22 protein-coding genes and 1 pseudogene are annotated in these 22,258 nt (G+C 46.1%); 13 read left to right on the forward strand and 10 right to left on the reverse strand.

The genetic code is table 11. The features are described 5' to 3' along the window. The first annotated feature begins 11 nt into the window (after positions 1-11). Together B9G69_RS10805 and B9G69_RS10810 are read left to right on the forward strand one after the other, a co-directional pair. Complete coding sequence (locus B9G69_RS10805; protein ID WP_088614020.1) at positions 12-1,265, forward strand: Nramp family divalent metal transporter; 1,254 nt, start codon at positions 12-14, stop codon at positions 1,263-1,265. A 61-nt stretch (positions 1,266-1,326) separates the two neighbouring features. Then, entirely contained in the window at positions 1,327-2,064 is a 738-nt protein-coding gene (locus B9G69_RS10810; protein WP_088614021.1) for an SGNH/GDSL hydrolase family protein, read from the forward strand. Here the strand turns inward: B9G69_RS10810 and B9G69_RS10815 are convergent. Together B9G69_RS10815 and radA are read right to left on the reverse strand one after the other, a co-directional pair. Beyond that, positions 2,061-2,435: a Crp/Fnr family transcriptional regulator gene (locus B9G69_RS10815; protein WP_088614022.1), complete on the reverse strand. Its 375-nt coding sequence runs from the start codon at positions 2,433-2,435 to the stop codon at positions 2,061-2,063. The two genes, B9G69_RS10810 and B9G69_RS10815, sit on opposite strands and share 4 nt — an antisense overlap. Positions 2,436-2,458: 23 nt before the next feature. After that, entirely contained in the window at positions 2,459-3,868 is a 1,410-nt protein-coding gene (gene radA, locus B9G69_RS10820) for a DNA repair protein RadA (RefSeq protein WP_088614023.1), read from the reverse strand. Positions 3,869-3,970: 102 nt separating this feature from the next. Here radA and B9G69_RS10825 point away from each other — a divergent pair, with 102 nt between their 5' ends. The 5 genes and pseudogenes from B9G69_RS10825 to B9G69_RS10845 all read left to right on the forward strand — a co-directional run bounded on the left by B9G69_RS10825 (position 3,971) and on the right by B9G69_RS10845 (position 8,685). Next, positions 3,971-5,383: a tetratricopeptide repeat protein gene (locus tag B9G69_RS10825; protein ID WP_265437734.1), complete on the forward strand. Its 1,413-nt coding sequence runs from the start codon at positions 3,971-3,973 to the stop codon at positions 5,381-5,383. A gap of 25 nt (positions 5,384-5,408) precedes the next feature. Continuing rightward, positions 5,409-6,038, forward strand: a pseudogene (locus B9G69_RS10830) (hypothetical protein); the annotation flags it as partial. Further along, a complete protein-coding gene (locus B9G69_RS10835; RefSeq protein WP_265437735.1) occupies positions 6,035-6,853 on the forward strand; it encodes a hypothetical protein in 819 nt (272 codons plus the stop codon). The pseudogene B9G69_RS10830 and the gene B9G69_RS10835, both read left to right, overlap by 4 nt. 2 nt (positions 6,854-6,855) lie before the next feature. Beyond that, on the forward strand, positions 6,856-7,710 hold the full coding sequence (locus tag B9G69_RS10840; RefSeq protein ID WP_088615055.1) for a prepilin-type N-terminal cleavage/methylation domain-containing protein: 855 nt from the start codon (positions 6,856-6,858) through the stop codon (positions 7,708-7,710). Positions 7,711-7,737: 27 nt separating this feature from the next. Further along, positions 7,738-8,685 carry a hypothetical protein gene (locus B9G69_RS10845; protein WP_088615054.1) on the forward strand — a complete coding sequence of 316 codons (948 nt, stop codon included), beginning with the start codon at positions 7,738-7,740 and terminating at the stop codon, positions 8,683-8,685. Between the two features lie 6 nt (positions 8,686-8,691). Here B9G69_RS10845 and B9G69_RS10850 read toward each other — a convergent pair whose 3' ends face one another. The 4 genes from B9G69_RS10850 to B9G69_RS10865 all read right to left on the reverse strand — a co-directional run bounded on the left by B9G69_RS10850 (position 8,692) and on the right by B9G69_RS10865 (position 10,660). Continuing rightward, on the reverse strand, positions 8,692-9,321 hold the full coding sequence (locus B9G69_RS10850; protein WP_088615053.1) for a hypothetical protein: 630 nt from the start codon (positions 9,319-9,321) through the stop codon (positions 8,692-8,694). A gap of 114 nt (positions 9,322-9,435) precedes the next feature. Continuing rightward, positions 9,436-9,648: a DUF883 family protein gene (locus tag B9G69_RS10855; protein ID WP_088615052.1), complete on the reverse strand. Its 213-nt coding sequence runs from the start codon at positions 9,646-9,648 to the stop codon at positions 9,436-9,438. A gap of 135 nt (positions 9,649-9,783) precedes the next feature. Then, positions 9,784-10,383 carry a GNAT family N-acetyltransferase gene (locus B9G69_RS10860; RefSeq protein ID WP_088615051.1) on the reverse strand — a complete coding sequence of 200 codons (600 nt, stop codon included), beginning with the start codon at positions 10,381-10,383 and terminating at the stop codon, positions 9,784-9,786. Further along, a complete protein-coding gene (locus tag B9G69_RS10865; RefSeq protein ID WP_141096897.1) occupies positions 10,355-10,660 on the reverse strand; it encodes a hypothetical protein in 306 nt (101 codons plus the stop codon). Before B9G69_RS10865 ends, B9G69_RS10860 begins: the two co-directional genes overlap by 29 nt. A gap of 201 nt (positions 10,661-10,861) precedes the next feature. Here B9G69_RS10865 and B9G69_RS10870 point away from each other — a divergent pair, with 201 nt between their 5' ends. Beyond that, entirely contained in the window at positions 10,862-11,245 is a 384-nt protein-coding gene (locus tag B9G69_RS10870) for a hypothetical protein (RefSeq protein WP_141096896.1), read from the forward strand. A gap of 153 nt (positions 11,246-11,398) precedes the next feature. Here B9G69_RS10870 and apaG read toward each other — a convergent pair whose 3' ends face one another. Then, entirely contained in the window at positions 11,399-11,788 is a 390-nt protein-coding gene (apaG, locus tag B9G69_RS10875; RefSeq protein ID WP_141096895.1) for a Co2+/Mg2+ efflux protein ApaG, read from the reverse strand. Positions 11,789-11,845: 57 nt separating this feature from the next. Next, positions 11,846-12,877: an endonuclease/exonuclease/phosphatase family protein gene (locus tag B9G69_RS10880; RefSeq protein ID WP_088615047.1), complete on the reverse strand. Its 1,032-nt coding sequence runs from the start codon at positions 12,875-12,877 to the stop codon at positions 11,846-11,848. Positions 12,878-12,930: 53 nt separating this feature from the next. On the opposite strand from B9G69_RS10880, the gene B9G69_RS10885 reads away from it, so the two are divergent. Beyond that, positions 12,931-14,469: a M17 family metallopeptidase gene (locus tag B9G69_RS10885; protein ID WP_088615046.1), complete on the forward strand. Its 1,539-nt coding sequence runs from the start codon at positions 12,931-12,933 to the stop codon at positions 14,467-14,469. Positions 14,470-15,452: 983 nt separating this feature from the next. On the opposite strand, the gene B9G69_RS10890 is transcribed toward B9G69_RS10885, so the two are convergent. Further along, a complete protein-coding gene (locus tag B9G69_RS10890) occupies positions 15,453-16,865 on the reverse strand; it encodes a hypothetical protein (protein ID WP_088615045.1) in 1,413 nt (470 codons plus the stop codon). After that, on the reverse strand, positions 16,865-17,470 hold the full coding sequence (locus tag B9G69_RS10895; protein ID WP_088615044.1) for a DUF502 domain-containing protein: 606 nt from the start codon (positions 17,468-17,470) through the stop codon (positions 16,865-16,867). Before B9G69_RS10895 ends, B9G69_RS10890 begins: the two co-directional genes overlap by 1 nt. A 176-nt stretch (positions 17,471-17,646) precedes the next feature. On the opposite strand from B9G69_RS10895, the gene B9G69_RS10900 reads away from it, so the two are divergent. From B9G69_RS10900 to B9G69_RS10915, 4 genes are all read left to right on the forward strand, one after another. Beyond that, positions 17,647-19,557, forward strand: a complete 1,911-nt coding sequence (locus B9G69_RS10900; protein ID WP_265437736.1) for a S8 family serine peptidase — start codon at positions 17,647-17,649, stop codon at positions 19,555-19,557. A gap of 109 nt (positions 19,558-19,666) precedes the next feature. Then, on the forward strand, positions 19,667-20,443 hold the full coding sequence (locus tag B9G69_RS10905) for an SDR family oxidoreductase (protein ID WP_088617137.1): 777 nt from the start codon (positions 19,667-19,669) through the stop codon (positions 20,441-20,443). 141 nt (positions 20,444-20,584) lie between these two features. After that, positions 20,585-21,178, forward strand: coding sequence for a hypothetical protein (locus B9G69_RS10910; RefSeq protein ID WP_088615042.1), 594 nt, complete (start codon positions 20,585-20,587; stop codon positions 21,176-21,178). Positions 21,179-21,322: 144 nt separating this feature from the next. Further along, positions 21,323-22,183 (forward strand): hypothetical protein, encoded by an 861-nt coding sequence (locus B9G69_RS10915; protein WP_088615041.1) that lies wholly within the window; start codon positions 21,323-21,325, stop codon positions 22,181-22,183. Positions 22,184-22,258: the final 75 nt, after the last annotated feature.

Genomic DNA, 22,258 nt, shown 5'->3' on the forward strand with positions numbered 1-22,258 from the left:
ACAATGGAGTTATGAACGTGGAAGTCCCTCAAAGAAAATTTTGGCAGTATATCGGTCCCGGAGTTTTAGTCGCCGTGGGTTATATGGACCCAGGCAATTGGGCGACAGACCTAGAGGCGGGCTCCAGATTTGGATTCAACCTTCTTTGTGTTATTTTATTTTCATCCATTGCAGCGATGCTATTGCAGTCCATCTGCGTTCGCGTTGGAGTCGTTACCGGAAAGGATCTGGCAGAACTTTGCCGTGATCAATATCGTCCCTGGATTAAAAATATCTTATGGGTCTTAGCGGAAATCGCAATCATCGCGACTGACATTGCCGAGGTTTTGGGAACTGCTCTTGCCTTCAATATGATATTGGGAGTCTCGGTTGAAACGGGGGTCCTGCTAACCGCGTTTAACATGGTCTTTGTCTTTATATTACAAGGCAAGGGCATGCGGCGTTTGGAAGCGCTGGTTTTAGGATTTGTTCTAATTATATTATTTTGCTTCGTGGCCCAGGTGTTTTATAGCGCGCCTCCATTGATGGAAGTCCTTAAAGGTTATGTTCCCAGACCGACCTCTTTGAATTCTGCCCACGCCTGGTATGTGGCGATTGGTATTATGGGAGCCACCGTGATGCCACATAACCTTTATTTGCACACGGCCGTGGTGCAAAGCCGGGTGATGAAAAGTAACGAGGCCGAACTTTCGTATTCAATTCGCATGATCACTTGGGAAGTGATCTTAAGTTTGAGTATTGCCTTTTTTATCAACTCGGCGATCCTGATTGTTTCCGCTTCGGCATTTCACTTGAACAACTACCTGGATATCACAGAGATCCAAGATGCCTACAAACTGCTAAGCCCACTTTTGGGCGCCAGCGCCGCAAGCCTGCTTTTTGCGATTGCTTTGTTTGCTGCTGGTCAAAGTTCCACAATCACCGGCGCTATTGCGGGCCAGGTGATTCTTGAAGGCTTTATGCATTTTCATATGCCAGTGTGGCTTCGTCGCGCGATCGCCCGTGTTCTGGCGATCATCCCCGCGTGGTTCGGTGTGCATTATATGGGCGAACACGCTGTCGGAAAACTGTTGGTGGGTACGCAAGTTATTTTAAGTTTGCAGCTTCCTTTTGCCGTCGTGCCATTACTGATGTTCGCCGGTTCTAAAGACCTTATGAAAAATTGGGCCCTGTCACGAAAGTTTAAAACAGCGGGCTGGGCAATTTGCACTGTTATCATCGCAGCAAATGTCTATATGCTGATTCGACTTTTCCAGGAATCTTGATTATCTACAGATTGATGGACCCTCAGTTGAAGCGGACTGGTGTTCCGGTTTAACTGGACACATGAAAAAGTACTTAATCACCACCATTTTATTTTTTATCAGCTCATCAGGGTTCGCCATCAATACTGTCTTTGTCGGGGATTCCCACGCCTATGGGCAGTTCGGCAACGAGATCGATTCTTATCTAAGAAAGGTCTCAAAAAATGTCACAACAATTGCAAGTTGTGGATCGTCTCCGTCGACATGGATGGCAGAGGATACTTCGAAAGCAACCAACTGTGGTTACTGGAGAAAAGATGTTAAAAACAAAGAGCTGCGTGTGAAAGATCACATGGGAGACTCTTTTGCTAAGGAAGTGAAGGCTTTGCATCCTGATTTGACGGTGATTGCGTTAGGTACAAATATGTTAGGAAGTCCTTCGACCGTTCAGAATGAAAAACAGTACATTAAAGCCATGCTGGACACTGTTAAGAAAAATAACAGCGAGTGTATTTGGATCGGTCCTCCTGCTGCAAGTAAGGATCCCTATAAACTAAATCTGGCCCAGGGAGTGAAGGAAATTAAAGAGCTGGCAGAAAAGTCGGACTGTGCATTCATTGATAGCACGACACTGACTCAAAATCCCTCGGGACAAAGCGATGGCATTCATTTCAGCGATCAAGATTCCAAGAAGTGGGGGGCAAAAGTCGTTGCGAAAATGCGCAAGCTTCCACAGGTAAGTCGTGCTCGTGAAAAATCGGTCCAACCTGTAATGGATCCCAGTGAATCAGACGCAGCGGACGCCAGTAATATTCGCTAAGCGTTTTGGTCTTTTTGATCGTCCATCATTTTTTTAAGACGAGACACAAAAGACTTAAGCATGCAATTTGCCCACACCGGAAGGTCATTCAAAAGCTCTTGAAAGCCTTCCTCAGAGACTTGAACCACCACCACGTCTGTCATGCATTTCGCAGACGCCGAGCGGGGAGCATTGTCGAGTAAGGCAAACTCCCCAAAGGATTCACCGTCTGTGATTGTATTGATCTCGACTTCTTTACCCGAACGATCCAGTGTGCAGATTTTAACGGTGCCGGTTTCGATGATATAGAAATGCTTTTCGATATCACCCTGAAAGAAAATGAATTCGCCCGCTTTGTATTCTAACTTGTGAAGCTGCTCGAGTGCTGACATCCTTGTCGCCTTCTTTTTTGGTTTTAAATTATTCTACTAAGATCTTTGACGTTCTTGATATAGGAAATTTTCTTATCCGCAGAAATTTTCAAATCCGCCAAGTGTCTTTTATTGGAAAACGGAATCACAAAGTGCTGGAAACCAAGTTTATCTGCTTCCTTAATGCGACTTTCAACAAAGGAAACACCACGGACCTCTCCCGTCAGACCGATTTCCCCAAAGAAAACTGTCTTAGCGTCAAGATCGCGACGACCCTCTGTTGATAAAATGGCAGCAGCCACGGCCAAATCGGCGGCTGGTTCCACTAACTTTAAGCCACCTACGACATTTACGAAAATATCGTTGTGAGCTAAACGCACATCCAAATGGCGATCCAAAACCGCCGTTAAAAGATGCAGACGATTGACATCAATACCCAGCGAAGTACGACGAGGCATTGCCATGTTCGTTGAAAGAGTCAAAGCCTGAACTTCACACAAGAGGGGACGTGTGCCCTCCATAGATGCGAAAACCGCAGAGCCGATCAGTTGATCTCCGCGCTCTTCCAGGAACAATTCAGAAGGATTCAAAACCTCTTCCAAACCTTTTCCATTCATTTGGAATACGCCAAGTTCGTGGGCAGCGCCAAAGCGATTTTTCAGAGTTCTTAGCAAACGGAAGTCGTAAGAAGTATCGCCATCGAATGAAAGCACGCAGTCCACCATGTGTTCCAAAACTTTTGGACCGGCGATGGCACCGTCTTTTGTGACGTGACCGATCAGAATCACGGCAATACCGTCATTTTTTGCAAGTCCCATTAAGTGCCCAGCGCATTCGCGCACTTGGGAAACAGAACCAGGAGCTGCTTGAAGATCTGATAGATACATTGTCTGAATCGAGTCGACGACCAAGACATCAGGTTTTTTATGACGAGCAAGTTCCATCACATTGTGAAGGTTGCTTTCTGCTCCCACCTCGATCAGGGGTGAACGAATTCCCAAGCGATGTGCACGGGAACCTGTTTGTGCGACGGATTCCTCGCCCGAAATATAAAGAACCTTGCGCTTATTATCTGCAAGGCCCCCGGCCATTTGCAGAAGCAAAGTCGATTTACCAATCCCCGGTGATCCACCTAATAACACGAAGCTTCCACGGGCCAAACCGCCGCCCAAAACGCGGTTCAACTCTTCGAATCCTGTATTGAAACGATCCAGTTTGATCGCTTCGAGGCTTTGGTCCAGAGAAATCGGTTTACCAGGATTGCTCGCTTTTTCGACACTTCCCGCCGAACTCGCTGCACCAGTAGACCATCCTCTGGTTACAGGTTCCGCCAGCTGCAATTCCTCGACGAAAGAATTCCAGGCGCCGCAGTCTGAACACTTTCCTTCCCAGCGAGGTCGCTGGGCTCCGCAATTTTGACAGGTATAGACAGTTTTATTTTTCGATTTTGCCATAGTTATTCGGTATCATTGTTATATGACGGTTACAAGGATGAAGCCGTCATGGCCGGTGCACTCAACCAAGCGGACAGTGCACCTACTCGAGGGAGTGACGGGATGCGGACCACTAAAGCAGTAAAATCTGTTTTGCTATCTATTATGTTAGCGGCGCCAATGGCGACGATGGCTCAAGCCGGTAAGGATGAGCTGGATTCTCTAAAAAAAGCTCTGGAACAATTTAAAACAGGTAAATACGAACAGGCGATTCCCACGTTCCGATCCATCGCTGATAGTAAAACTGAAATGGAAGAGTATGCGCGTTATTATCTTTCGCAATCATACCTTAAAACTTCCAAATTGGATGAAGCTTATAAAGAGCTAGAAACAATTCAAAAACTTTCTCCTAATGTGAAAATGACAATCGACGTACAAAGCGTGATGGGTCAAATCGCACTCGAGAAAAAGAACTATAAGCAAGCGGCTGAGATTTTCAATAAACTTGAAAAACGCACCCGCAATACAGAATCTTATCCTGAAGTGATTTACAATCTTGCAGCGGCAGAGCAGGGCCTTGGTAAGCGCGCGTTGATGTGTAAATGGTTGGTAAAGCTTTATGAAAAACACCCCGGCTATTCTAAAGTAGCTGACTGGGGAGTTGACTTGGCGACAAGTAAATTCGAAGGCAAAGAAACGGCTTGTGCTACCAGTACTGAAGATTTCCGCACGCGCGTAAGATATCTGCTGTTCGCAGGTCTTGATTCCCGCGCACAAACTGAAATCAATGTGATGAAAACCAACCTTGCGAAAGTCGATAAGTATCTTGCCGACAAGCTGCAAGTGCAGTTTTACATGCAAGAAGGCGAGCTGGGCAAAGCTGTCGATTTGCTAAAGCCATATTATGAAGAGAAAAAACGCGACTTTGACTATCTGATCCTTTTTGCATCAGCATCCGCTCGTGCGGGTGAAGTGCAATTGGCCGTGGGCTCCTACTATTCTGCTTATAAATTAAATCCTCGTTCAAAAACAGGGCGTCAGGCTTTGTACCAATCGGCATTCTTAAGTTACCAGTTCCAAGATTACGATGGTGCGGCTCGCAGATTTCAAGAGTTCATGAAACTTTACCCGACGTCGGGTCTTTCTAAAGACGCGAAATGGCATTTGGCGTGGCTGAAATACTTAAAAGGTGATTACACGGGCGCCTTCAAAGCTTTCTCGGAAATGCAAAATGAAAAACACCGTAATAAACGTGGTTGGAAGACTTTCCCGAATGACCGTGTCAATTACTGGATGGCGATGAGCTTGTTCCGCCAAGGTAAGATGACGGAGGCTCGTAATAAAATGACGAGTTTGGCGAAAGATCCGCTTCTTGGTTATTATTCGATCGCTGCACAGGCCCGTTTGAAAAAGATGGAAGTGTTGCCACTGCAAAAAGTCGCAACAACCAACTTGCCAACAACTCCACGTATGATCGCTCGTTTTTCTGCGGGCGAGTTCTTAATGCCGAATGTGGATGACGTGAGCTTCCGTTAATAACAAGGGGCTTACCCTTGTCGAGCTTATGGTGACAATCGTCATCGTAAGTGTCGGTGGCTATGTGTTTGCAACACAAATGTCCAACAACACCCAACAGGTTGAAATGATTAAACGTCGTTCAGTTTTGGACGAGGTTAAAAACAATGTTCGTTTGTTGTCGCTGAATCGCACAGCGATCAATTACAGTGCGACGTTGGCAGCAAATGCGATGATCAAAGATTGTATATTAGGAACTAACAAATGCGTTCCTGCCGGAGCGGTTGACTTCACGTTAGCAATGCCGAATCAGGCGCCAGTCGCTTCTCCAAATTCTTTTTTTAATTTCCAAGGTGCTCCTTGTGATAAATGGAGTGATGCTTGTCCAATCAAAGTGTCAGCAGCTGCAAAACCTGTGTGCAACCGCGGTATTCCACAGTGTATTTATGCCGGGGGAGTTTACTTGGTAACAACCATTGCGATTTTCCCAAGTGTTTTAAAAAAATCAGCAAGCTATGGAATTCGCGATTCCATGGAGACGACATTGTTAACACTTTCTGGAGCTCAAGAGGGCAATAAGAGCGTTAAAAACTTAAGCTGCCCTACAGGGTCATTGATGCGCGGAGTGGACCTCGTGAATAACAAACCTGTTTGCTCGCCAGTGGGTTCTCTATGATGAAGTTCAATATCATCACTCTGTTAGCAGTTTGGTTGATGGCCTCTATGAGTCAGGCCTTGATTATAAATGGTCGTGGTTTTCAACAACGTGGTTTCCGTTTGGACCAGTCAGGTAACTCTGTGGATTTGGTGCCTATGGGTAATTTGCCAGAGGTCGTGGTTGCGGGATCGCAGCAGATTCTTTCGATCTCGTTGGAACGACGTCTCCATGCGCAGCTTGCTACGAACTTTTTAAAGGGCGGCGTCTTTCAAAAAATCACGGATCTTCACTCGGGCCGAGCGGATATCTATGTGATCTCTGAAGCACACGGAAAAAATGCCAAGTTGGTTTTTGTTCCCGTAGGCGAAGGCATTCAACTGCCAAAGCCATACACTCTGACCAGTGAAGTTTTAGGGTCTTTTGACATTCGCCACGGCATGATTCAGCCATTTAAAGACGTGGGCGACGGAGGTTTCCTTTATACGTTTCCGTCGAATCAGGACGGTTTTTATGACGTCTCAAATCAGTTTTCACTGAACGGTCGAGTGCCCACTAACATGGGCTCCGCGAAGGTGGAGTTTCGCTTTCGTTTAACTAGCAATATGACGAAGCCGGGTTGGATTGTTTTGCGCACAAAGGCCGATCAAGAAGTGGTACGCCTGTATGTGCCGGAAGCTGCTAAGTCCGGCCAGGTGGTGTCTATCATTCGGCAGATTCCAAACATCGCCAGCGAGAAAAATCAGCTGGCTGTGGTGAACAGTGGCGTTCCAATGGCTGAATTTAAATTTAGAATTTTAGAACTTAAAACGGCACGCAATTATTCTGCGAGGTGATTATGAAAAACCACTTATCAAGTAACAAAGGTTTTACATTGGTAGAGGTTTTGGTCGCGACAGGTCTGGTTGCACTGATTTCGTTAGTTATGACGACGGTGATGGTGAAAATGCAAAAAGACGTGACAATCTATTCTGCAAAAAGTGGCGTTGAATCCATGCGTAGTGCCGTGCGGATGAATGCCATCAACGGTGCTTCGATTCTTAGAAGTGCAGCTTTGACAGAAAATAAAACGTTGAGTGCTTGCCTAAGTGGCACCGCTTGTTCCACAAAAAAGGACAAATTTACGTTGATCGATGCCTTGGGAGCGCAGCTCGCTGGGGATAACGTGTTCTATGACCTGCAAGGTAAATCTTGTTCAACATGGTCGGCGACTTGTCCTTTGAAAATCACTTCAGAGATGCAACTTGTGTGTGCGTCTACTGCTACGACAGGGATGACGGGGGCAAAGGCTACAACGCCGGTTGCAAGCTGTGCTCGAGCGGATGCAATGAATGTCTTCGTGCAGATTGAATATCACCAAGATCTTTCGAAATTAAAAGGTGTGGAACTTCGCCCTATCAACGACACAGTTACCGTGGCTTTAAGTAGTTACTACAATACGACGTTAACAAGCTCATTGACGACGAATCAAGTAAGCTCGGATCTTGTCTGCGAAGAAGGCTCGTACATGACGGGTGTTGATACCAACGGTAAAGTTCAGTGTCAGAAAGTTACAGTCTACGTCGGTTCCAATAGCAGCGGCGGCGGAGGTAATGATCGCGGCGGCGGTAATGGTAATGGTGGTGGCCACGGATCAAACAGCTCGTCCGGTAATAGCAGCGGTAGTGCGGGTACAGGTTCCTGCAGCAGATAGTAATTGGTTTCAATTTTTGAGGGTGTGATGAACAATATCATTCTAGTGTTTGCAGCTTTGTTGTCTTTCTCGGCTTGTACAAAAAACGATCAAGCACCTGAAGCGGCAAGTATTTCGAAACAAGAACAAAAGGCTTTGATTGACAGCCTAGGCCCTGGCACCCAACGAGTCGGTGGCGGTGATCCAATCACTGTCATCAACTCGAATAGTTACATCCAACGTGGCTTAATATTTGAACGCTTTGATCCTTATTCCATTGTCCTTCGAGGATTGGGGGTTGCTCCTTCAGTCATCTTGCTGGGTTCGAAGGGCCTTAGTAATTTACCTTTAACAAATATGCTTCGCTTGGAAGTCAATAAAGTAGGCGCCGGGGGCGTGGACCGCAATCTCGGGCGAAACTTTAATCGAGGTTTGGATGTCTATGTGATCGCTAAGGCGGATGGTTCGGGGGCGACATTGTTGGCGTCACCTACAGGCGTGGCACCGATTCTTCCTAAAGAATATTCTCAGCTCAGTGAAATGCTCTGGTTTGTCGCAGTCTTTAACGGCGAAGTTATGCGCTTTGTGGATACGGGGAACGGAGAGTGTTTGTATTTAAACTCTCCGATCACTGACAAGGATTTTCGCTTTAATAAAAATGATCGTACACTCACGAGTTTGAATATGAATGGATTGATTCCATTAAAGGCTGCGAAAGCGACGATGGAAATCATATTCTTTAGTGATGGTGAATTGTCGTCAGGAAGTTCTCTGACTTTTAAGACATCCCGGGGAACTGATATATACACCTACTATCCGATGATAGGCGTGTCTAAACAGCAGCAACAATTTCAGTTTGATATTCCGGTGGAACCAGGAAATGGCGGGATGTTGGAACGCCTGAAATTTGCTTATTCTCCAGGTCTTCAAAATTCGTCAAGCGCCGTGACTTTTACCGCTGCGGTAAAAGGCTGGCGCTTGTTCCGAAACTACTAATATAAATTAATGACGTGGAGGTTCTTGGTTAGACTGATTTTGATCGGCATTCCAAGAAGTTCCGCTTTGCTCATAACGAGTCCCGCGTTTTGCTTCTCGTTCCGCTCTGCGGGCTTCGCGATCAGCGCGACGTTGTTCGCGTTCTGCAAATCTGTGTTCGCGTCTGTTTTTGCGACTTTCCACAAAATCCATCAGCAACGCAGCCAGAGCACCTTCAACGTCGGAAGGACGATATTGTGCTTGGTTTTCTTGTTCGCGTTCGTAGGCTTCGTGCTCAGCTTTTCTTTGCGCGTTCACTTCTTTCAGTCCTGGCCACTCATGCATAAATATATAGATATATCCGCCCAACGTTGCCGCAGCGATACCAATACCGGTCCATAATGTCGCCGAAGCAACCACTGTACCGGTTAAATCAAACTGGCGAGTTGCATCGATGATCGCCATAAAGGACCCCACGCAAAAGAACATTGTCGCGCAAAAACCCAGAAGAACCAACATCACAGGTTTTCTGGTTCTGACAGCAAGCTCATCGAAAACACTGGCTTGAATGCCTTTGAAATCGATATTCAGTCCACGTCCAAACAAGGACGTTGAACCCATTAAAAGACCTAATATGCTGCCCAGAATTTTCATCATGAAACGCTCCTTCACGAGTGTTAAAAGTTTTTGGATTGGTAATTGTTTTGGTTTCGAAAAAAATGAACGGGGGCTTTTCCATGGGGTGCCTTCGGAAAAGCCCTCGTTGCTGTTTTACCAGCGGCGTGAGCGGATCAACATTCCTGCCACAAATCCGACGGCGCAAGCGCCAAGTACGGAACTGACGGGGTGATCAGCTACGAAATCAGAAGAGGTGTCGATCGCTTCGCGAGCTCTTCCTTGAATTTCTTTATAGCCAGTTTGCAGTTTTGAAACTGCATCAGAGGCTGTAGATTTCGCCTGAGAGTATGTTGCTGGTTGGGCCATAACTAACTCCTTTGTTAGAGGATCAGATCCTGCATCTGATTCTGAACCTCTGAAGGAGTGATCGCCAGTGAACTATCGGAAAGCTGTTAGTTCGCAAGGCATGGTGTGATCTATGACATAGACTTGGGGTGTTATTTATTTCGACTTTGGTGGAAATTTATACTTAATTCCGTAATCTTCGCAGGTCGCCGCGAAATTAATCATATCCCGCCATTTTCCATCATCAAAAATTTTCTTAGGACTGATGCCTTCTTTTTTTAAGCCGATGCGTTTTGCGACTTTGATGGATGCTTTATTCGTGGGCTCGACATGTGCTTCAATGCGGTGAAGTCTTAGATCTTTGAATGCAATCTGCAAGGCAGCTGCACATGCTTCAGTCGCATATCCTTGTTTCCAAAAATTATTGAAAATGCGATATCCTATGATTCCAGTTTGAAGAGTATGTCGGAGAATTTTTCCGATAAAGACTTCTCCCAACAACATGCCATCATCTCTGCGGAAAACACCAAAGCGATATACGCGATCTTCAGCTCTATGGTGGAGTTCTGATTTAAGCATCCCCTTGAATTTGGGTTTTGTTAGTTCGGATTCGATCCAATTCGCTTCATCCCACTGGTTTTGGGGAGGACGCATACTTGAATAAGCCTGTGCCCAGTTTTCATAGTCATGAATATCTAAGGGACGAAGAATAAGGCGTTCAGTTTTTTTAAACAGTGGCACAGTAGTCGATTTCATCGCGTACCAGTCTAAGTGGAATGCGCGCGAGGTTGCAATAGTAATAGCTTAAGTTGTGAGCGCTTTTAACCAACGCCCAATGAGGCTCATGCCCGGTTAGACGAACTTCAATTCTAACATCTTCATTTTTCGGAATGGCTACCAAACGGGGAGTCTGCAAAGCTGTCTTTTCGCCATTAATCCAAATCTCGGCACCTTCTTGTTCAGAAACGACCATGCACATACACATGTCCTTCTTAGGTAGTTTTAAAAGATCTCGAAGGGTTTTAAATGTCATCTTGGCCTCCCGAATTGGGGAAGGGTTTAGCACAGGCCGCTTCGCGTTTACCAGAGCGGTTTTTAAAAACTAGACCTTTTTGTAAAGGGTCATTTCTGAGGCAACCATTAGATGCTCGTGGTTTTTGCCGCATCGGATTGACAGGCCCTTGAAACCGTAATGAATTTATATCTTTAAAAGAAATGGAGTCTTATGCGCGCCATGTTTTTGCTGCTAGTGCTGTCTTTGTCTATTTCAGCGAAAGCTATTGAAGATGTGAACCATGTGAGCTGCATGTACTTAAAAACCACGGGCGCTTGGAGTTCCTGGAATTATTCTTTTATGGAGAATCTGTCGATGCAACCAGGGGATAATCGCTTAGTGAATTCCTATTGGACAGGTCTTCGCTCTCAGGCTGTGAATCGTGCATTTTGCTCAGCCATTTTGGCAACTCAAGAAAGCGACGCTATTGAGATCGATTTCATCGCTTACAAAGGGTCTGACTTTGAAGGTTTTGAATATGACGGCACATGTATTCCCTTGGGGAAACAGTTAGAGCTGGAAACTAAAAAGACCTACCGCGTAGAGCGTGGGCAATATGCTTAACTTAAATTGAAATGGATTCCGTCTGAAAAAGGCATCCTCATTTTGCGAGAATATTTTCCACGTAAGGAAGAGCTCGCAGATCTAAGAAATACCAGGGATCAAATTTGTCAGCGTATTATGCCTGACGAAATGAAAAGGGATTTAAATAGGTAACTAGTGCAGGGAGTTCGGGGCAACAAGATAAAACTCTGGTATGTCCACGGAGAAGCTTTGGCCATCTTCGGTGACCATGTGATAACGCCCCTGCATGCTGCCTGTTGTGGTATTTAAAGGGCAAGCGCTGTCGTATTCAAAGGTTTGACCAGGTTGAATTTTGGGCTGCATGCCGATAACACCAGGGCCACGGACTTCTTCTTTTTTTCCCATGGCATCGGTAATGACCCAGTGGCGGCTCATCAATTGGGCTGGAGCAGAGCCTTGGTTCGTGATCGAAATTTTGTAAGCAAAGAAGTGATAGCCCTTTTCCGGGTTTGATTCGGAAGGGACATAAACCACCTTGGCTGAAATTTTGAATTCTGGAACGATCGACTTCTGCATACTCATGGAGATTAATGTATCGAAATCCCCCGATACGGGCAACGAAAACTGTAGAGCCGCAATTTAGCGCAAAACAATATTCTCGATTTCGAACACGATGGGATAGTGATCCGAAGGGATACGCATTTTAGCTTCCATGGTTTGTGGAATCCCGCGTTCACTGCCAAATTCGTCTTTGTAGCGGAACGCTTTTGCAGAATTGGGTTTCAATAAGGTTTGCATAATCGGTGACAGGAAAGCGAAATCGATTTGACGACCTTCGGTTCGGGCATTGCTTTTTACCTGGTAAAAAGTGGCGCGCTGTTCAGTGCTTAGGTTCGCCACTTCAAAAACATCTTTAAGTCCTGTCGAGGTGTATATGTCCTTAAACTCTTCGTCAGTGTTTAAAACCGCCGCGTTTCCATTAAAGTCCCCCGCCACCATAATCGGTATCTGGGGGTTTTTCTCTTCGAGTTCTCGATAGATTTCTAAAAGTGTACGAAGTTCTGCTTGGCGACGTTCGAAACCGTTTGGATCGATGCGTTCAGGATCTAAACGTGATTTTAAGTGAGTCAGCAAGATGATCATGAAAGGTTTTTCTTTGTCTTGCTTAAATAAACGTAATTCCACCACGTCGCGGGAAAACTTGTGGCTGGTTGTCACCTTGCCACCCTTGACTTGATACCCCTCGGCCAAGCTCAAGCGTTCGTGGGGATAAAGGTAATTAATGGGGCGCGACTTGTTGGACAAAAGATCAAAGTAAAACGGCAAGCCCTTGCGAATCAAAAAGCCGACATCGATATTGCGATCAGAATTTCCCTCAATCAAACATGGCGAATACGCGTCGTTCATAAAGAGGTGGTTGAAGTTTTTTAGGGACTCAAAACCGCCGACTTCGCACAGCATAATAATGTCTGCGTTCACTTCGAGCAGGCATTTCGCGATATCCTCGCACTTCTTTAAAGACTTATTCTCATAAATTGAAATGGATTGGCCCTGCCATTGACGCTCATTATACTTGAGGACCTCGGCCGTGGGTGGCTCATCAAACAGCAGAAACAGATTCTCTGCATTGAGTAAGCAAAATTTAAGGTTTGTGGTCTCTGTCCACGTCATATTAATATTCTAAAGATTTCGGTCTTAAGCTCAAAGAAAAAGTGAGGAACTAGGTGGCAAAAAAGAAGGCGACAGCGTCAAAAGCTTCCACAAAGCTTCAAATCCGTTCATGGATTGAAACATTTGATATCGGTAAGGAACTTAAATCTAAGAATGAATTGACGGGATTCGTCTATTTCTTGGGTTCTGATGACTCCAACACACTTAATAACTTGGTAGAGGAACATGCCCTTGCGTGGCAGATGGACTCTATCAAAAAGAACGAAAAAGAGTTCACTCATTTCGTCGGCCTTCAAGGTCCGGTTTGGATTTTGCGCCCGAAAGGTAAAAACTCCGTCGGTCACGATGGTTTGTTGGACGAGGCCGGTTATACATGGGCCCGCGATCAATTCGGTGCTTTAGTTGCTCAGTTCAAGTCTCAGCAGATCAAAGCATTGCGCATTGAATTCGTGGGTACGGAAAAAGCACAAGAGCTTGGCGCTTTGGTTGGTTTGGATATGGCGCCGTACAACTATCGCCAGTTTGTTGACGGAAAACATTTGGCAGATATGCCAAAAGTCGCACTCGTTAAAAATTCTGACTCTTTTGATAAGGACTTGATTAGAGAAGCTTCGATCCGTGCTCGCGCGGTGACATTGGCTCGTCATTTGGTGAATATGCCACCGAATGATTTGAATCCAAGATCGTATTCAGAAATGGCTTCCAAGAAAATTGCTTGGGGCAAAAATTTGACGGTGACTATCTGGGATGAAAAGAAATTGGCATCTGAAAAAATGGGCCTTCACTTGTCCGTAGGGCAAGGTGCGATGAATGGTTCACGCATGGTTCATTTGAAATACCGTCCTACGAAAAAATCGGGCTTAAAACCTGTAGCCTTCGTTGGTAAAGGGATCACTTTCGATACGGGTGGCTTAGATATCAAGCCTTCATCGGCAATGCGCTTGATGAAAAAAGACATGGGCGGTTCTGCCGCTGTTGTGGGTTTGGCATTGTGGGCTTCTGAATCCCAATACCCAGGTCCATTGGATTTTTATCTGGCATTGGCTGAAAATTCTGTGGATGCAAATTCGTTCCGTCCAGGGGACATCATCACCGCACGCAATGGAATGAAAGTTGAAATCGATAATACAGACGCCGAAGGCCGTTTGGTGTTGGCTGATGTTCTTGACGTTGCTTGCACGCAAAAGGGCAACGACGTTCCAGAATTCGTGATCGACGTCGCAACTCTAACGGGTGCTATTAAGGTTGGTTTGGGCGCAGAGATCGCGGGTCTATTTTCAAACGATGACGACTTAGCGAACGAACTGACAAAAGCAGGTCAAAGAGCAGGGGACCTCAACTGGCGCATGCCACTGTTCGAAAGATATTGGAGTGATATGTCATCACCATTTGCTGACTGCAAAAACTCCGGCGGCGGTTTCGGTGGAGCAATCACAGCAGCCTTGTTCCTACAAAAATTCGTAGGCGGCAAGAAATGGGCGCACCTAGACATCTATGCGTGGGCCGACCGCGCAAGCGGCGCCATCGGCAGCAGCGGCGGCTCCGGCCAAGCAGTCCAATGCTTGATCGAATTCCTAGAATCCCGCGTTTAAAATATAAAAGCCTTCAAAAAAATAAAAAACCACGGCGCCAAAAAAGCCGTGGTTTTTTATTTTACGCAACGAGTGAAGCAATAGGTACCAGGTACATTAATCCAACCACCGGAGCTTTGCCAGCAACGGATACTCTCTCTCCAGTTATTTGCCCCAGATAGTTTGCACGAAACCCTGATTTGGCGAGCTGGTGGACTGGGGAATGTCAACGCAGCGACCTCCGTGGGCGCCACGACGGCGGGCACTCGCCGAAGGCGAGCCACGGTTGAGCCTGGACGGCGTGTCGCGGAGGTGACATTCCCCAGGCCGACAGATCGACAAAGCAGGAGAACGGAGCAAGTTATCTCTGAGGTCGGATAAAAGTGACTGGGCAGATACCCGCTTTGCAGCACAAGCGGAAGACTTCTTTGCGAGAAGCAGTAGAGGACAGAAGTCCATTGATAAGATTCAGAGTCTCCATTGAAACAACAGAGATTTTGCATTCGGTTCCAGAGATAAGCTGCACTAGGCTCACGGGCACCTCCAACTGTTATAGGTTAGAAAGCTCATCGGCAGATATCCAAGATTTTGATAACCGTTATCGTTTATGAAAGTCCAATGAGAAACAACCGACAACTGATTGAGAAAACAGCCTTTTTCGAGACATTTCGGACATGTCTCCCAGATCTAGGTCGAGGAATTAATATGCGTTACGGGAATATTCGAATTCTTGTTATGCGTTGGAGAAAATCGGCTTATTTACCGTATATTGGTTCACTGAAAGGAGGCGTTAGTAAATGACTAAGCTATTAGAAATGATCAAAGCAAAAATGACTTTGAATCTGAATGAAAAAGAAAACTCTGCACTGCTATCTTGTCTTGCAAACTTGCACTAGGCATCCAGCCATCTCAATAAAGCGCAAGTAAACTCGCGCAAAACGAACACCTGAAATAAACCATCTCTCGCGACGAATAAAACCAGGTGTCTATTTTTTCTCTTCTGGCTATTTCAAACCAAACAATTTTTGTGACTTGATTGCAGTTACAACTTTTTCCGGCACGAATTGTTCCCAGCGGGAATCCTTCGCTTCGATTAATTTCATCACGTCGGCGGAATGCAAATAGTCAGCAGTTTCATCACAACCTGATACGTCCACAATCTGCTTACTTTCCACGAAGTACGAGTAGATGTGGCGTAGGTTGTTCGGGGGAAAAAAACTTTTCGTAGTCATGCAGACTTGCGCTGTTTTATGAGGATAAACGTAAACCTTGGTTTTTTGCTCCATCAGCTTACCTAATCCTTCCAATAAACCACCTTCTAAATTTTTATAATGTGATTCTTGGAATAACTTATCCAAATGGCTGGCGCCAATAATCAACGCCAACAAGTTTTGATTATAGCGGCGTATGAACCTTTTCAAGGTGTAAAACAAACGGAAATTAGAAATCATCACGTGGTAACCAAGGCTGGTTAGCATTTCCACGCGCTCTAAAAAGTCCTTTTCGTTCACATCGCCATCAGCCAACAGGTTGTGCATGGTCAGTTCCATCACCGGCAGGATCTCGATGTCTTTACCTTCAGTGGCTTTTACATCGGCACGCATTTGTGCCACACCCTTTTGGATTACATCGATATGAGTCGTGGTCACGGGACGGAAAGTGCCTCTCTGGATTAATAGCGCTTTGCCATAGACGGCATCCGATACGTTCAAAATTTCATTTTTTGGCGAGAACATGATCGCTTCAGCTAAGCCACGGTGGACCAATTCTAAATTCATCAGACGATTATCAAAGTGGGTAAGGGCAGGGCCATTGAATTTAATCACGTCGATAACGACTTGGTCTTCTTTCAAGTTTTCAACCAGGTGTTGAACGAAATTATCAGAATCGGCCAAGCCATAGAAGGCGCCATAAATCAGGTTCACACCTAAGACGCCTAAAGCCTCTTGTTGTTGGAGACGGTGACGATCGAGCATGCGCACATGTAAAATGATTTCATTTGCCGGGCCACCGGGAGTGGCTTGAAAGCGCACCCCCATCCAGCCATGAGATTGTTTGTTGGAACCGACCGAAGCCGTTGCCACTGTTGAGGCAAAGGAGAAGAAACAAGTTTTTGCGCCACGAGGACCACTTAAGCGTTCAATCAAAAGGTGGTATTCATGATCCAACATCTTTTCAAGGCGGGGTTCACAAACATAGCGGCCATTCGCTTCGCGGCCATAGATTTCATCGCTCACAACCATGTCATAGGCAGAAATTGTTTTCGCAATGGTCTGCGATGCCATGCCGGCTTGAAAAAAGTGACGGGCGACTTCTTGACCTGCGCCAATTTCAGCAAAGGCACCGTAGCGTGTGAGGTCGTGATTGATCTTTAAAGCTTTGCTGACTGTTGTTGCGCAAGAAGCGTCGGAAGCCATTATTTGTCCCCCTCGTGTTTATCAGCTTTCACCCAACCGGTAATGGCAAGACTCATAGCTTTTTCAATCGGAATATCGATGGGAGTGATGCGACTGCGTGGCACCAATAAAGTAAAACCACCCAAGCCGTAACTCATAGGGATGTAAACTGAAACATGATCGTTCGCTTGTGCTTGAATCGCCAGAATGTCGGTAAAGTGTTCGCGAGTCACTAAACCCATAGCGCGAATTCCAGATTCGGCGATGTCCACCAACACCACCGTTTGCATAGCGCCTCCAGGACCGCCGCTTTTTGAGAACATGTTCATCAAATCGCGCAGGGGACTGTAAACTGCCTTGATCAAAGGCACCTGAGTCATCTTTTGCTCAAGCTTATGAAAAATACCTGCAGTGATAAGATTATTCAGCAAGAAGCCCAAAAAGAAGATCAACAGGATCGTCAGTAAGAAGCCTAAGCCTGGAATATAGAAAGGCATCACAGTTCGCAGAGCATCGCCCAAGATGCTGTCCACAATGGAGATCCCAGCGTAGATGATATAGATCGTCAGCGCGATTGGTAGGAACGTGACGAGTCCTTGCAAGAAAATTTTCTGAAGCTGTTTCATAGCTGGATAATCCTTCTGTCTCTCTTTGTATCGGTAAAAAAGTAATATCAGGTAAGGTCAGTGCCATCAAGGGCTTACGCTCGTCTCAAAGTGGGTCACCAATTAATGCACATTTCCGCTCATCTTTCCTAGACCATTTGCCGAATAGTTAAGGGTCAAATTTCTAAGGAGATACCGTGAAACTCGTTATATTAGGTTTCATCGCCTCGATCGTAGCATTCGGTGGAACAGCGTTCGCACAAATGTCGACCGTCGTTCCGGGTGAATACATCGTGAAGGTGCGCAACAGTTCGACGGGTGTAAACCAACAAGGCGTCCGTTCAAGACTTGCACAAAGAGTCTCGGTGAAGGGTGCCTACAGCAAATTGGGCATGTACCACGTGTCGGTGCGCTCCTTAGCATCAGCCTCTGCTGAAGTGGAAGATCTTAAACAAGATCCAGACATTGAATATGTAGAACCTAACTATATTTGGTCGACGGGTGCTAACAGTTATTCTGAAGCGGCCTCTCAAGGTTATGCGCTGCAAACGTTGGTTTCTAATAACTGGGTGGCTACGGGTGCCACTGATTACTCTCAATTCTCTTCAAGTGTAGTTAGTAAAACAGCCGTTGCGACGGCGTGGAGCTATTCAAGCTCTCTTTCTACCAATTCCGGTAAAGTGATTGTTGCGGTGGTCGATTCTGGCTTGGATCGCACGCATCCGGTGTTTAAAGCTTATAAGTCAGATGGGACGGGCGGTTCTGGTGCTTTGTGGGTCAATACAGCAGAGGCAAACGGAACTCCGGGTTATGATGACGACGGCAATGGTTTTGTCGACGACATCAATGGCTGGAATTTTGTTACCAACTCTCCAAATGTGAACGACGACAACAATCACGGTACGCACGTGGCGGGTATCGTCGTTGGGGCAGCGATGAATATCTTCCAACGTCCTTTACCTGAATCTAAAATTCAGATCATGCCGGTGAAGTCGTTGGGCGCAGATGGTTCTGGTACAACGGCAACGGCGATCAAGGCGATCGACTATGCCGTGAACAATGGCGCACAAGTGATCAACAACTCTTGGGGTGGTTCAAACTTTTCTAAAGCTTTGTTGGATTCCTTAACGGCTGCCTACAACAACGGTATTTTGATCGTGAATGCGGCGGGTAACTATAACAGTAACAACGACAACATCCCGATGTATCCAGCTAACTATGATTTGCCGAGTGTTATTTCCGTGGCATCTGTAGGTTCCAGTGATTCGCGCTCTTCATTTTCGAACTATGGTAAATCCACAGTTCATATCGCAAGCCCTGGTGAAAGCATTCTAAGTACTGTACCAGGTGGCGGCTATAACTATATGTCAGGGACATCGATGGCGGCTCCATTCGTAGCGGGTGTTGCGGCATTAGCTCTTCGTGAAGAACCTCAATTAACGGGTTACCAAATCAAACAAAAATTATTAGCGAATGCGGACGTGATTGCGGGTTTGGCGAATTATGTGTCTTCAAGCTCACGCGTCGACTCTGCAAAATTGCTTTTGGCCGTTCAGGCAAGTTCGGGTGAAGCGGCATCGCAACCTCAGTATGTTTATTCTTCCAGTCGTTATCCAGCATCGGCTTCAGATTCGGCAGCCGGTGGAGCGACAGGTTGTGGTTTGGTCACGACAGCTATTCACGACGGCCCAGGTGCAGGGGGTGCTAATCCAACTGCGGGTGTGGTGTTTGGTTTGATGATGATTCCTATGGCGGTCTGGTTCGTACTTCGTCAACGTGCGATGGCAAACGATCCAAAAAATAAACGTCGTCATGAGCGCTTCAAAATGCAGTCATCGATCAAAGTAATGGTTGGCGATCGCGAGTTGATTGGTTCTATGAATTCGATCTCTCAAGGCGGTCTGTCATTCAACACCGATCAAGCTCTGGAAAAAGGCGGCATCATCACGATGCGCATCCAAAGCCCTGACGGCAACGAGGTTATCGAAGTGCAAGGTCAAGTCGTGTGGAGTGAAGCGAACCAATCCTACGGGGTGCAATTCGCCAACGCGAAACAGGGAACTCTGGCTATGATCCAACAGTGGACTGCGAATCTTGTCAGATCATAGGGCTTGCTAAATAAATTAGAAACCACCAAAAAGGACATCTGAAAGGATGTCCTTTTTTTTTGCTTTGATCGCACCCAGGAATCTTGGTCAAATGGAATCGGAGGCGACGATGAATTCATGGGATCTTCAAGGCAAAACAGCAGTCGTATGTGGAGCATCACAAGGTATTGGCGAAGCCACAGCGAAACTTCTGGCAGAGCGTGGGGCGCGAGTGGTCGCACTGGCGCGTAACGAAGACAAATTAAAAGAGCTCGTGAAATCCTTCCAGGGGAGTGGCCACAAATATTTTGTGATTGATCTTGCTGATACCGAGGCTCTTAAGAAAATTCTTCCGGAACTCGCTCAGGAAAATGTCCAGATTTTAGTGAACAATTCGGGCGGACCTAAAGGGGGACCTCTTTTGGAAGCGTCGGTCGATGAATTTGAATCGCCCTTGAAAGCGCATTTAAAAGCCGCGCACTTGCTGGTGCAAACCCTTGTTCCTTCGATGAAGAAATCAGGCTATGGAAGAATCGTGAACATCATTTCGACCTCAGTGAAAAATCCAATTCCAGGTTTGGGTGTCTCAAACACCGTTCGTGGGGCTATGGCAAGTTGGTCAAAAACTCTGGCGGGAGAGCTTGGTGGTTTTGGAATCACAGTGAACAACATGCTGCCCGGATACATTCGCACGGGCCGTATTGAATCACTCATGGGAGCCGCCGCACAGAAGTCAGGAAATTCCGTCGAAGAGGTCGAAGAGCAGTGGATCAAAACGATCCCCGCGGGCCGAATTGGTGATCCCCAAGAAGCAGCTGAAGGCATCACTTTTTTAGTGAGCCCTGCGGCCTCCTACATTAATGGTATAAACCTACCTGTTGATGGTGGCAGAACACCGTCTCTTTAATTAGGTTTCCGAAAATTCCTGGAATATTGTTGGTTGTAACAACGCATGTCTATAGCCTGAACACAAACGACCCGCCGGAATCAGTTAAACAACTTTTTACGAGGCACGAGAGTTGTATGTGAAGATTGTCGGGGGTCAGCTATGTCACGTTATCACGATGCTATTGTTTCCGGGATTGTATTCTCCTTCGTTGTAGGCTTGGTTGCGTTAGCAGAATTGACTAAGAATAATACGACGCCAAATGAGACAGTAACGCCAGTGGTTGCAGCACAGAATTCAAGCAAAGGTTTTAGCCTTGCACAAGTTCTGGTCGAGCAAGAAGTGGTCAATCTGTCGAAAGGCCACATCAACGGTCAGCACGAAGATCAAGTGCGCTCGCAAGTGGCAACACTGTCTAAGTCAGATCTTAAGTTGTTAAAAGCGAAAACTCGCAATCTTTCTAATTCTTGGGAAGAGCGCTATGCGAGTGCTTATCTTCTCAATATCGCAGGTGTAAAGACAGTGTTGCCAGAGCGTCCTGCTCTGAAAGCGCCAGATCGTGCCGTCGCTTCGGTTTCAAAAGCTCGCATGGTTAAAAAGCCAGCCGTGAAAGAGTTTGCTCGCGGAAAAGTCCCTACGAAGCAAACGAAGTTTGCTAAGCGCAACCCGGACTTGTTGAAAAAATCCGTGGTTAAGACTTCAAAACGTCTGACTGGGCAAGTGGCATCTCGCGAAATTGCCGTAGCGAAGCGCTAGCCCATAAACGTCACCGGGTGCCGTTCAAGGGACCCCTTATAATCTCAAATCGAAACAGTTCCAGTTGAAACACTGGAACTGCTGGAGTGGTTCTTGCTGAAAAAGGGCGTGGATGAAGAATTCGCCTTTTTAAGGAGGCCACTTATGAATATCTCTAAATTATTAGCAACAGCTGTATTATTGAGTTTGGCTGCCTGTGCGGTTAAAGACGACAAAGCCAGCAAAGTCGCTTTGCATGCTAACGATGGCACTCCAACGGGATCTGCATCGACCGGCGGTCAGCCAGGTAAAGTAACTATCATGGGCGCACTTGTTGTCGCTGACGCTGAAAAGGGTACTAAGACTCTTAAATCTGGAATCTCATTAAATTTACAGGCTGGTAAATCTGCGACGGGTACGGTAGCTGAGGTCACGTCTAAGCCCGAAGACAGCCTTGCCGAGAGTCAAACAGACACGTCTGTAGATTCAGCAGCTGTCGAATCCACCTATTTGAATGTGGGATGTTCTGACGATCAAATCGATAAAACTTATACGAATGGTTTGGAAGCGAAGACTCTTCCAGACTTTAAGAATACAACGTCCGTGGCATTGTCTGCGAAAGTTGTTTTCATCTGCGGTAACGTGGGTTTGCAAACTATCAGTGCTGCGATCAAAGCGGATACACTTGTTCTGAATGCAGTAAACCTAGTTAATAAAGTGCAAGTTGGTGGCTTGGATATCGCTGCTAACAACATGGTTTTGAAAGGTCAAAACCGTTTGGGCACAATGGGTGTTGATAGTGCAGAGGCTGTGGTTGAAGGTCCTCGTTTGATAGTAAACGTTATCAAAGAGGTGAGTGGCGAGGGATCACTTATGCTTACAAGCCAAGGTGGTAACGTGATTGCTGCAACAGCAGAATCGGCAACAGATTCGACAGAGCAATCTACTGCGGAAAAGTTGCAAACGATTCACGATAAAAATGAGTCAGTTCAAGTAAAGAAACAAAATCTTGCTGTGAATAGATAGTTTCGTTTGAACGAAAAAAATCTTATAGATTTAAAAAACAAAAAAAGGCGTCTTGTTTCCAAGGCGCCTTTCTTA

This window comes from Bdellovibrio sp. SKB1291214 (genome assembly GCF_002209355.2).
In the GTDB taxonomy this organism is placed as follows: Bacteria; Bdellovibrionota; Bdellovibrionia; order Bdellovibrionales; family Bdellovibrionaceae; genus Bdellovibrio.

Coding starts and splice junctions, on each gene's coding strand:
- B9G69_RS10905 (WP_088617137.1), top strand. CDS start 19,667: ATGAATTCATGGGATCTTCAAGGCAAAACAGCAGTCGTATGTGGAGCA.
- B9G69_RS10865 (WP_141096897.1), bottom strand. CDS start 10,660: ATGACATTTAAAACCCTTCGAGATCTTTTAAAACTACCTAAGAAGGAC.
- B9G69_RS10805 (WP_088614020.1), top strand. CDS start 12: ATGAACGTGGAAGTCCCTCAAAGAAAATTTTGGCAGTATATCGGTCCC.
- B9G69_RS10890 (WP_088615045.1), bottom strand. CDS start 16,865: ATGGCTTCCGACGCTTCTTGCGCAACAACAGTCAGCAAAGCTTTAAAG.
- B9G69_RS10880 (WP_088615047.1), bottom strand. CDS start 12,877: ATGACGTGGACAGAGACCACAAACCTTAAATTTTGCTTACTCAATGCA.
- B9G69_RS10845 (WP_088615054.1), top strand. CDS start 7,738: ATGAACAATATCATTCTAGTGTTTGCAGCTTTGTTGTCTTTCTCGGCT.
- B9G69_RS10870 (WP_141096896.1), top strand. CDS start 10,862: ATGTTTTTGCTGCTAGTGCTGTCTTTGTCTATTTCAGCGAAAGCTATT.
- apaG (WP_141096895.1), bottom strand. CDS start 11,788: ATGAGTATGCAGAAGTCGATCGTTCCAGAATTCAAAATTTCAGCCAAG.
- B9G69_RS10860 (WP_088615051.1), bottom strand. CDS start 10,383: ATGAAATCGACTACTGTGCCACTGTTTAAAAAAACTGAACGCCTTATT.
- B9G69_RS10910 (WP_088615042.1), top strand. CDS start 20,585: ATGTCACGTTATCACGATGCTATTGTTTCCGGGATTGTATTCTCCTTC.
- B9G69_RS10840 (WP_088615055.1), top strand. CDS start 6,856: ATGAAAAACCACTTATCAAGTAACAAAGGTTTTACATTGGTAGAGGTT.
- B9G69_RS10850 (WP_088615053.1), bottom strand. CDS start 9,321: ATGATGAAAATTCTGGGCAGCATATTAGGTCTTTTAATGGGTTCAACG.
- B9G69_RS10815 (WP_088614022.1), bottom strand. CDS start 2,435: ATGTCAGCACTCGAGCAGCTTCACAAGTTAGAATACAAAGCGGGCGAA.
- B9G69_RS10835 (WP_265437735.1), top strand. CDS start 6,035: ATGATGAAGTTCAATATCATCACTCTGTTAGCAGTTTGGTTGATGGCC.
- radA (WP_088614023.1), bottom strand. CDS start 3,868: ATGGCAAAATCGAAAAATAAAACTGTCTATACCTGTCAAAATTGCGGA.
- B9G69_RS10810 (WP_088614021.1), top strand. CDS start 1,327: ATGAAAAAGTACTTAATCACCACCATTTTATTTTTTATCAGCTCATCA.
- B9G69_RS10855 (WP_088615052.1), bottom strand. CDS start 9,648: ATGGCCCAACCAGCAACATACTCTCAGGCGAAATCTACAGCCTCTGAT.
- B9G69_RS10825 (WP_265437734.1), top strand. CDS start 3,971: ATGCGGACCACTAAAGCAGTAAAATCTGTTTTGCTATCTATTATGTTA.
- B9G69_RS10895 (WP_088615044.1), bottom strand. CDS start 17,470: ATGAAACAGCTTCAGAAAATTTTCTTGCAAGGACTCGTCACGTTCCTA.
- B9G69_RS10915 (WP_088615041.1), top strand. CDS start 21,323: ATGAATATCTCTAAATTATTAGCAACAGCTGTATTATTGAGTTTGGCT.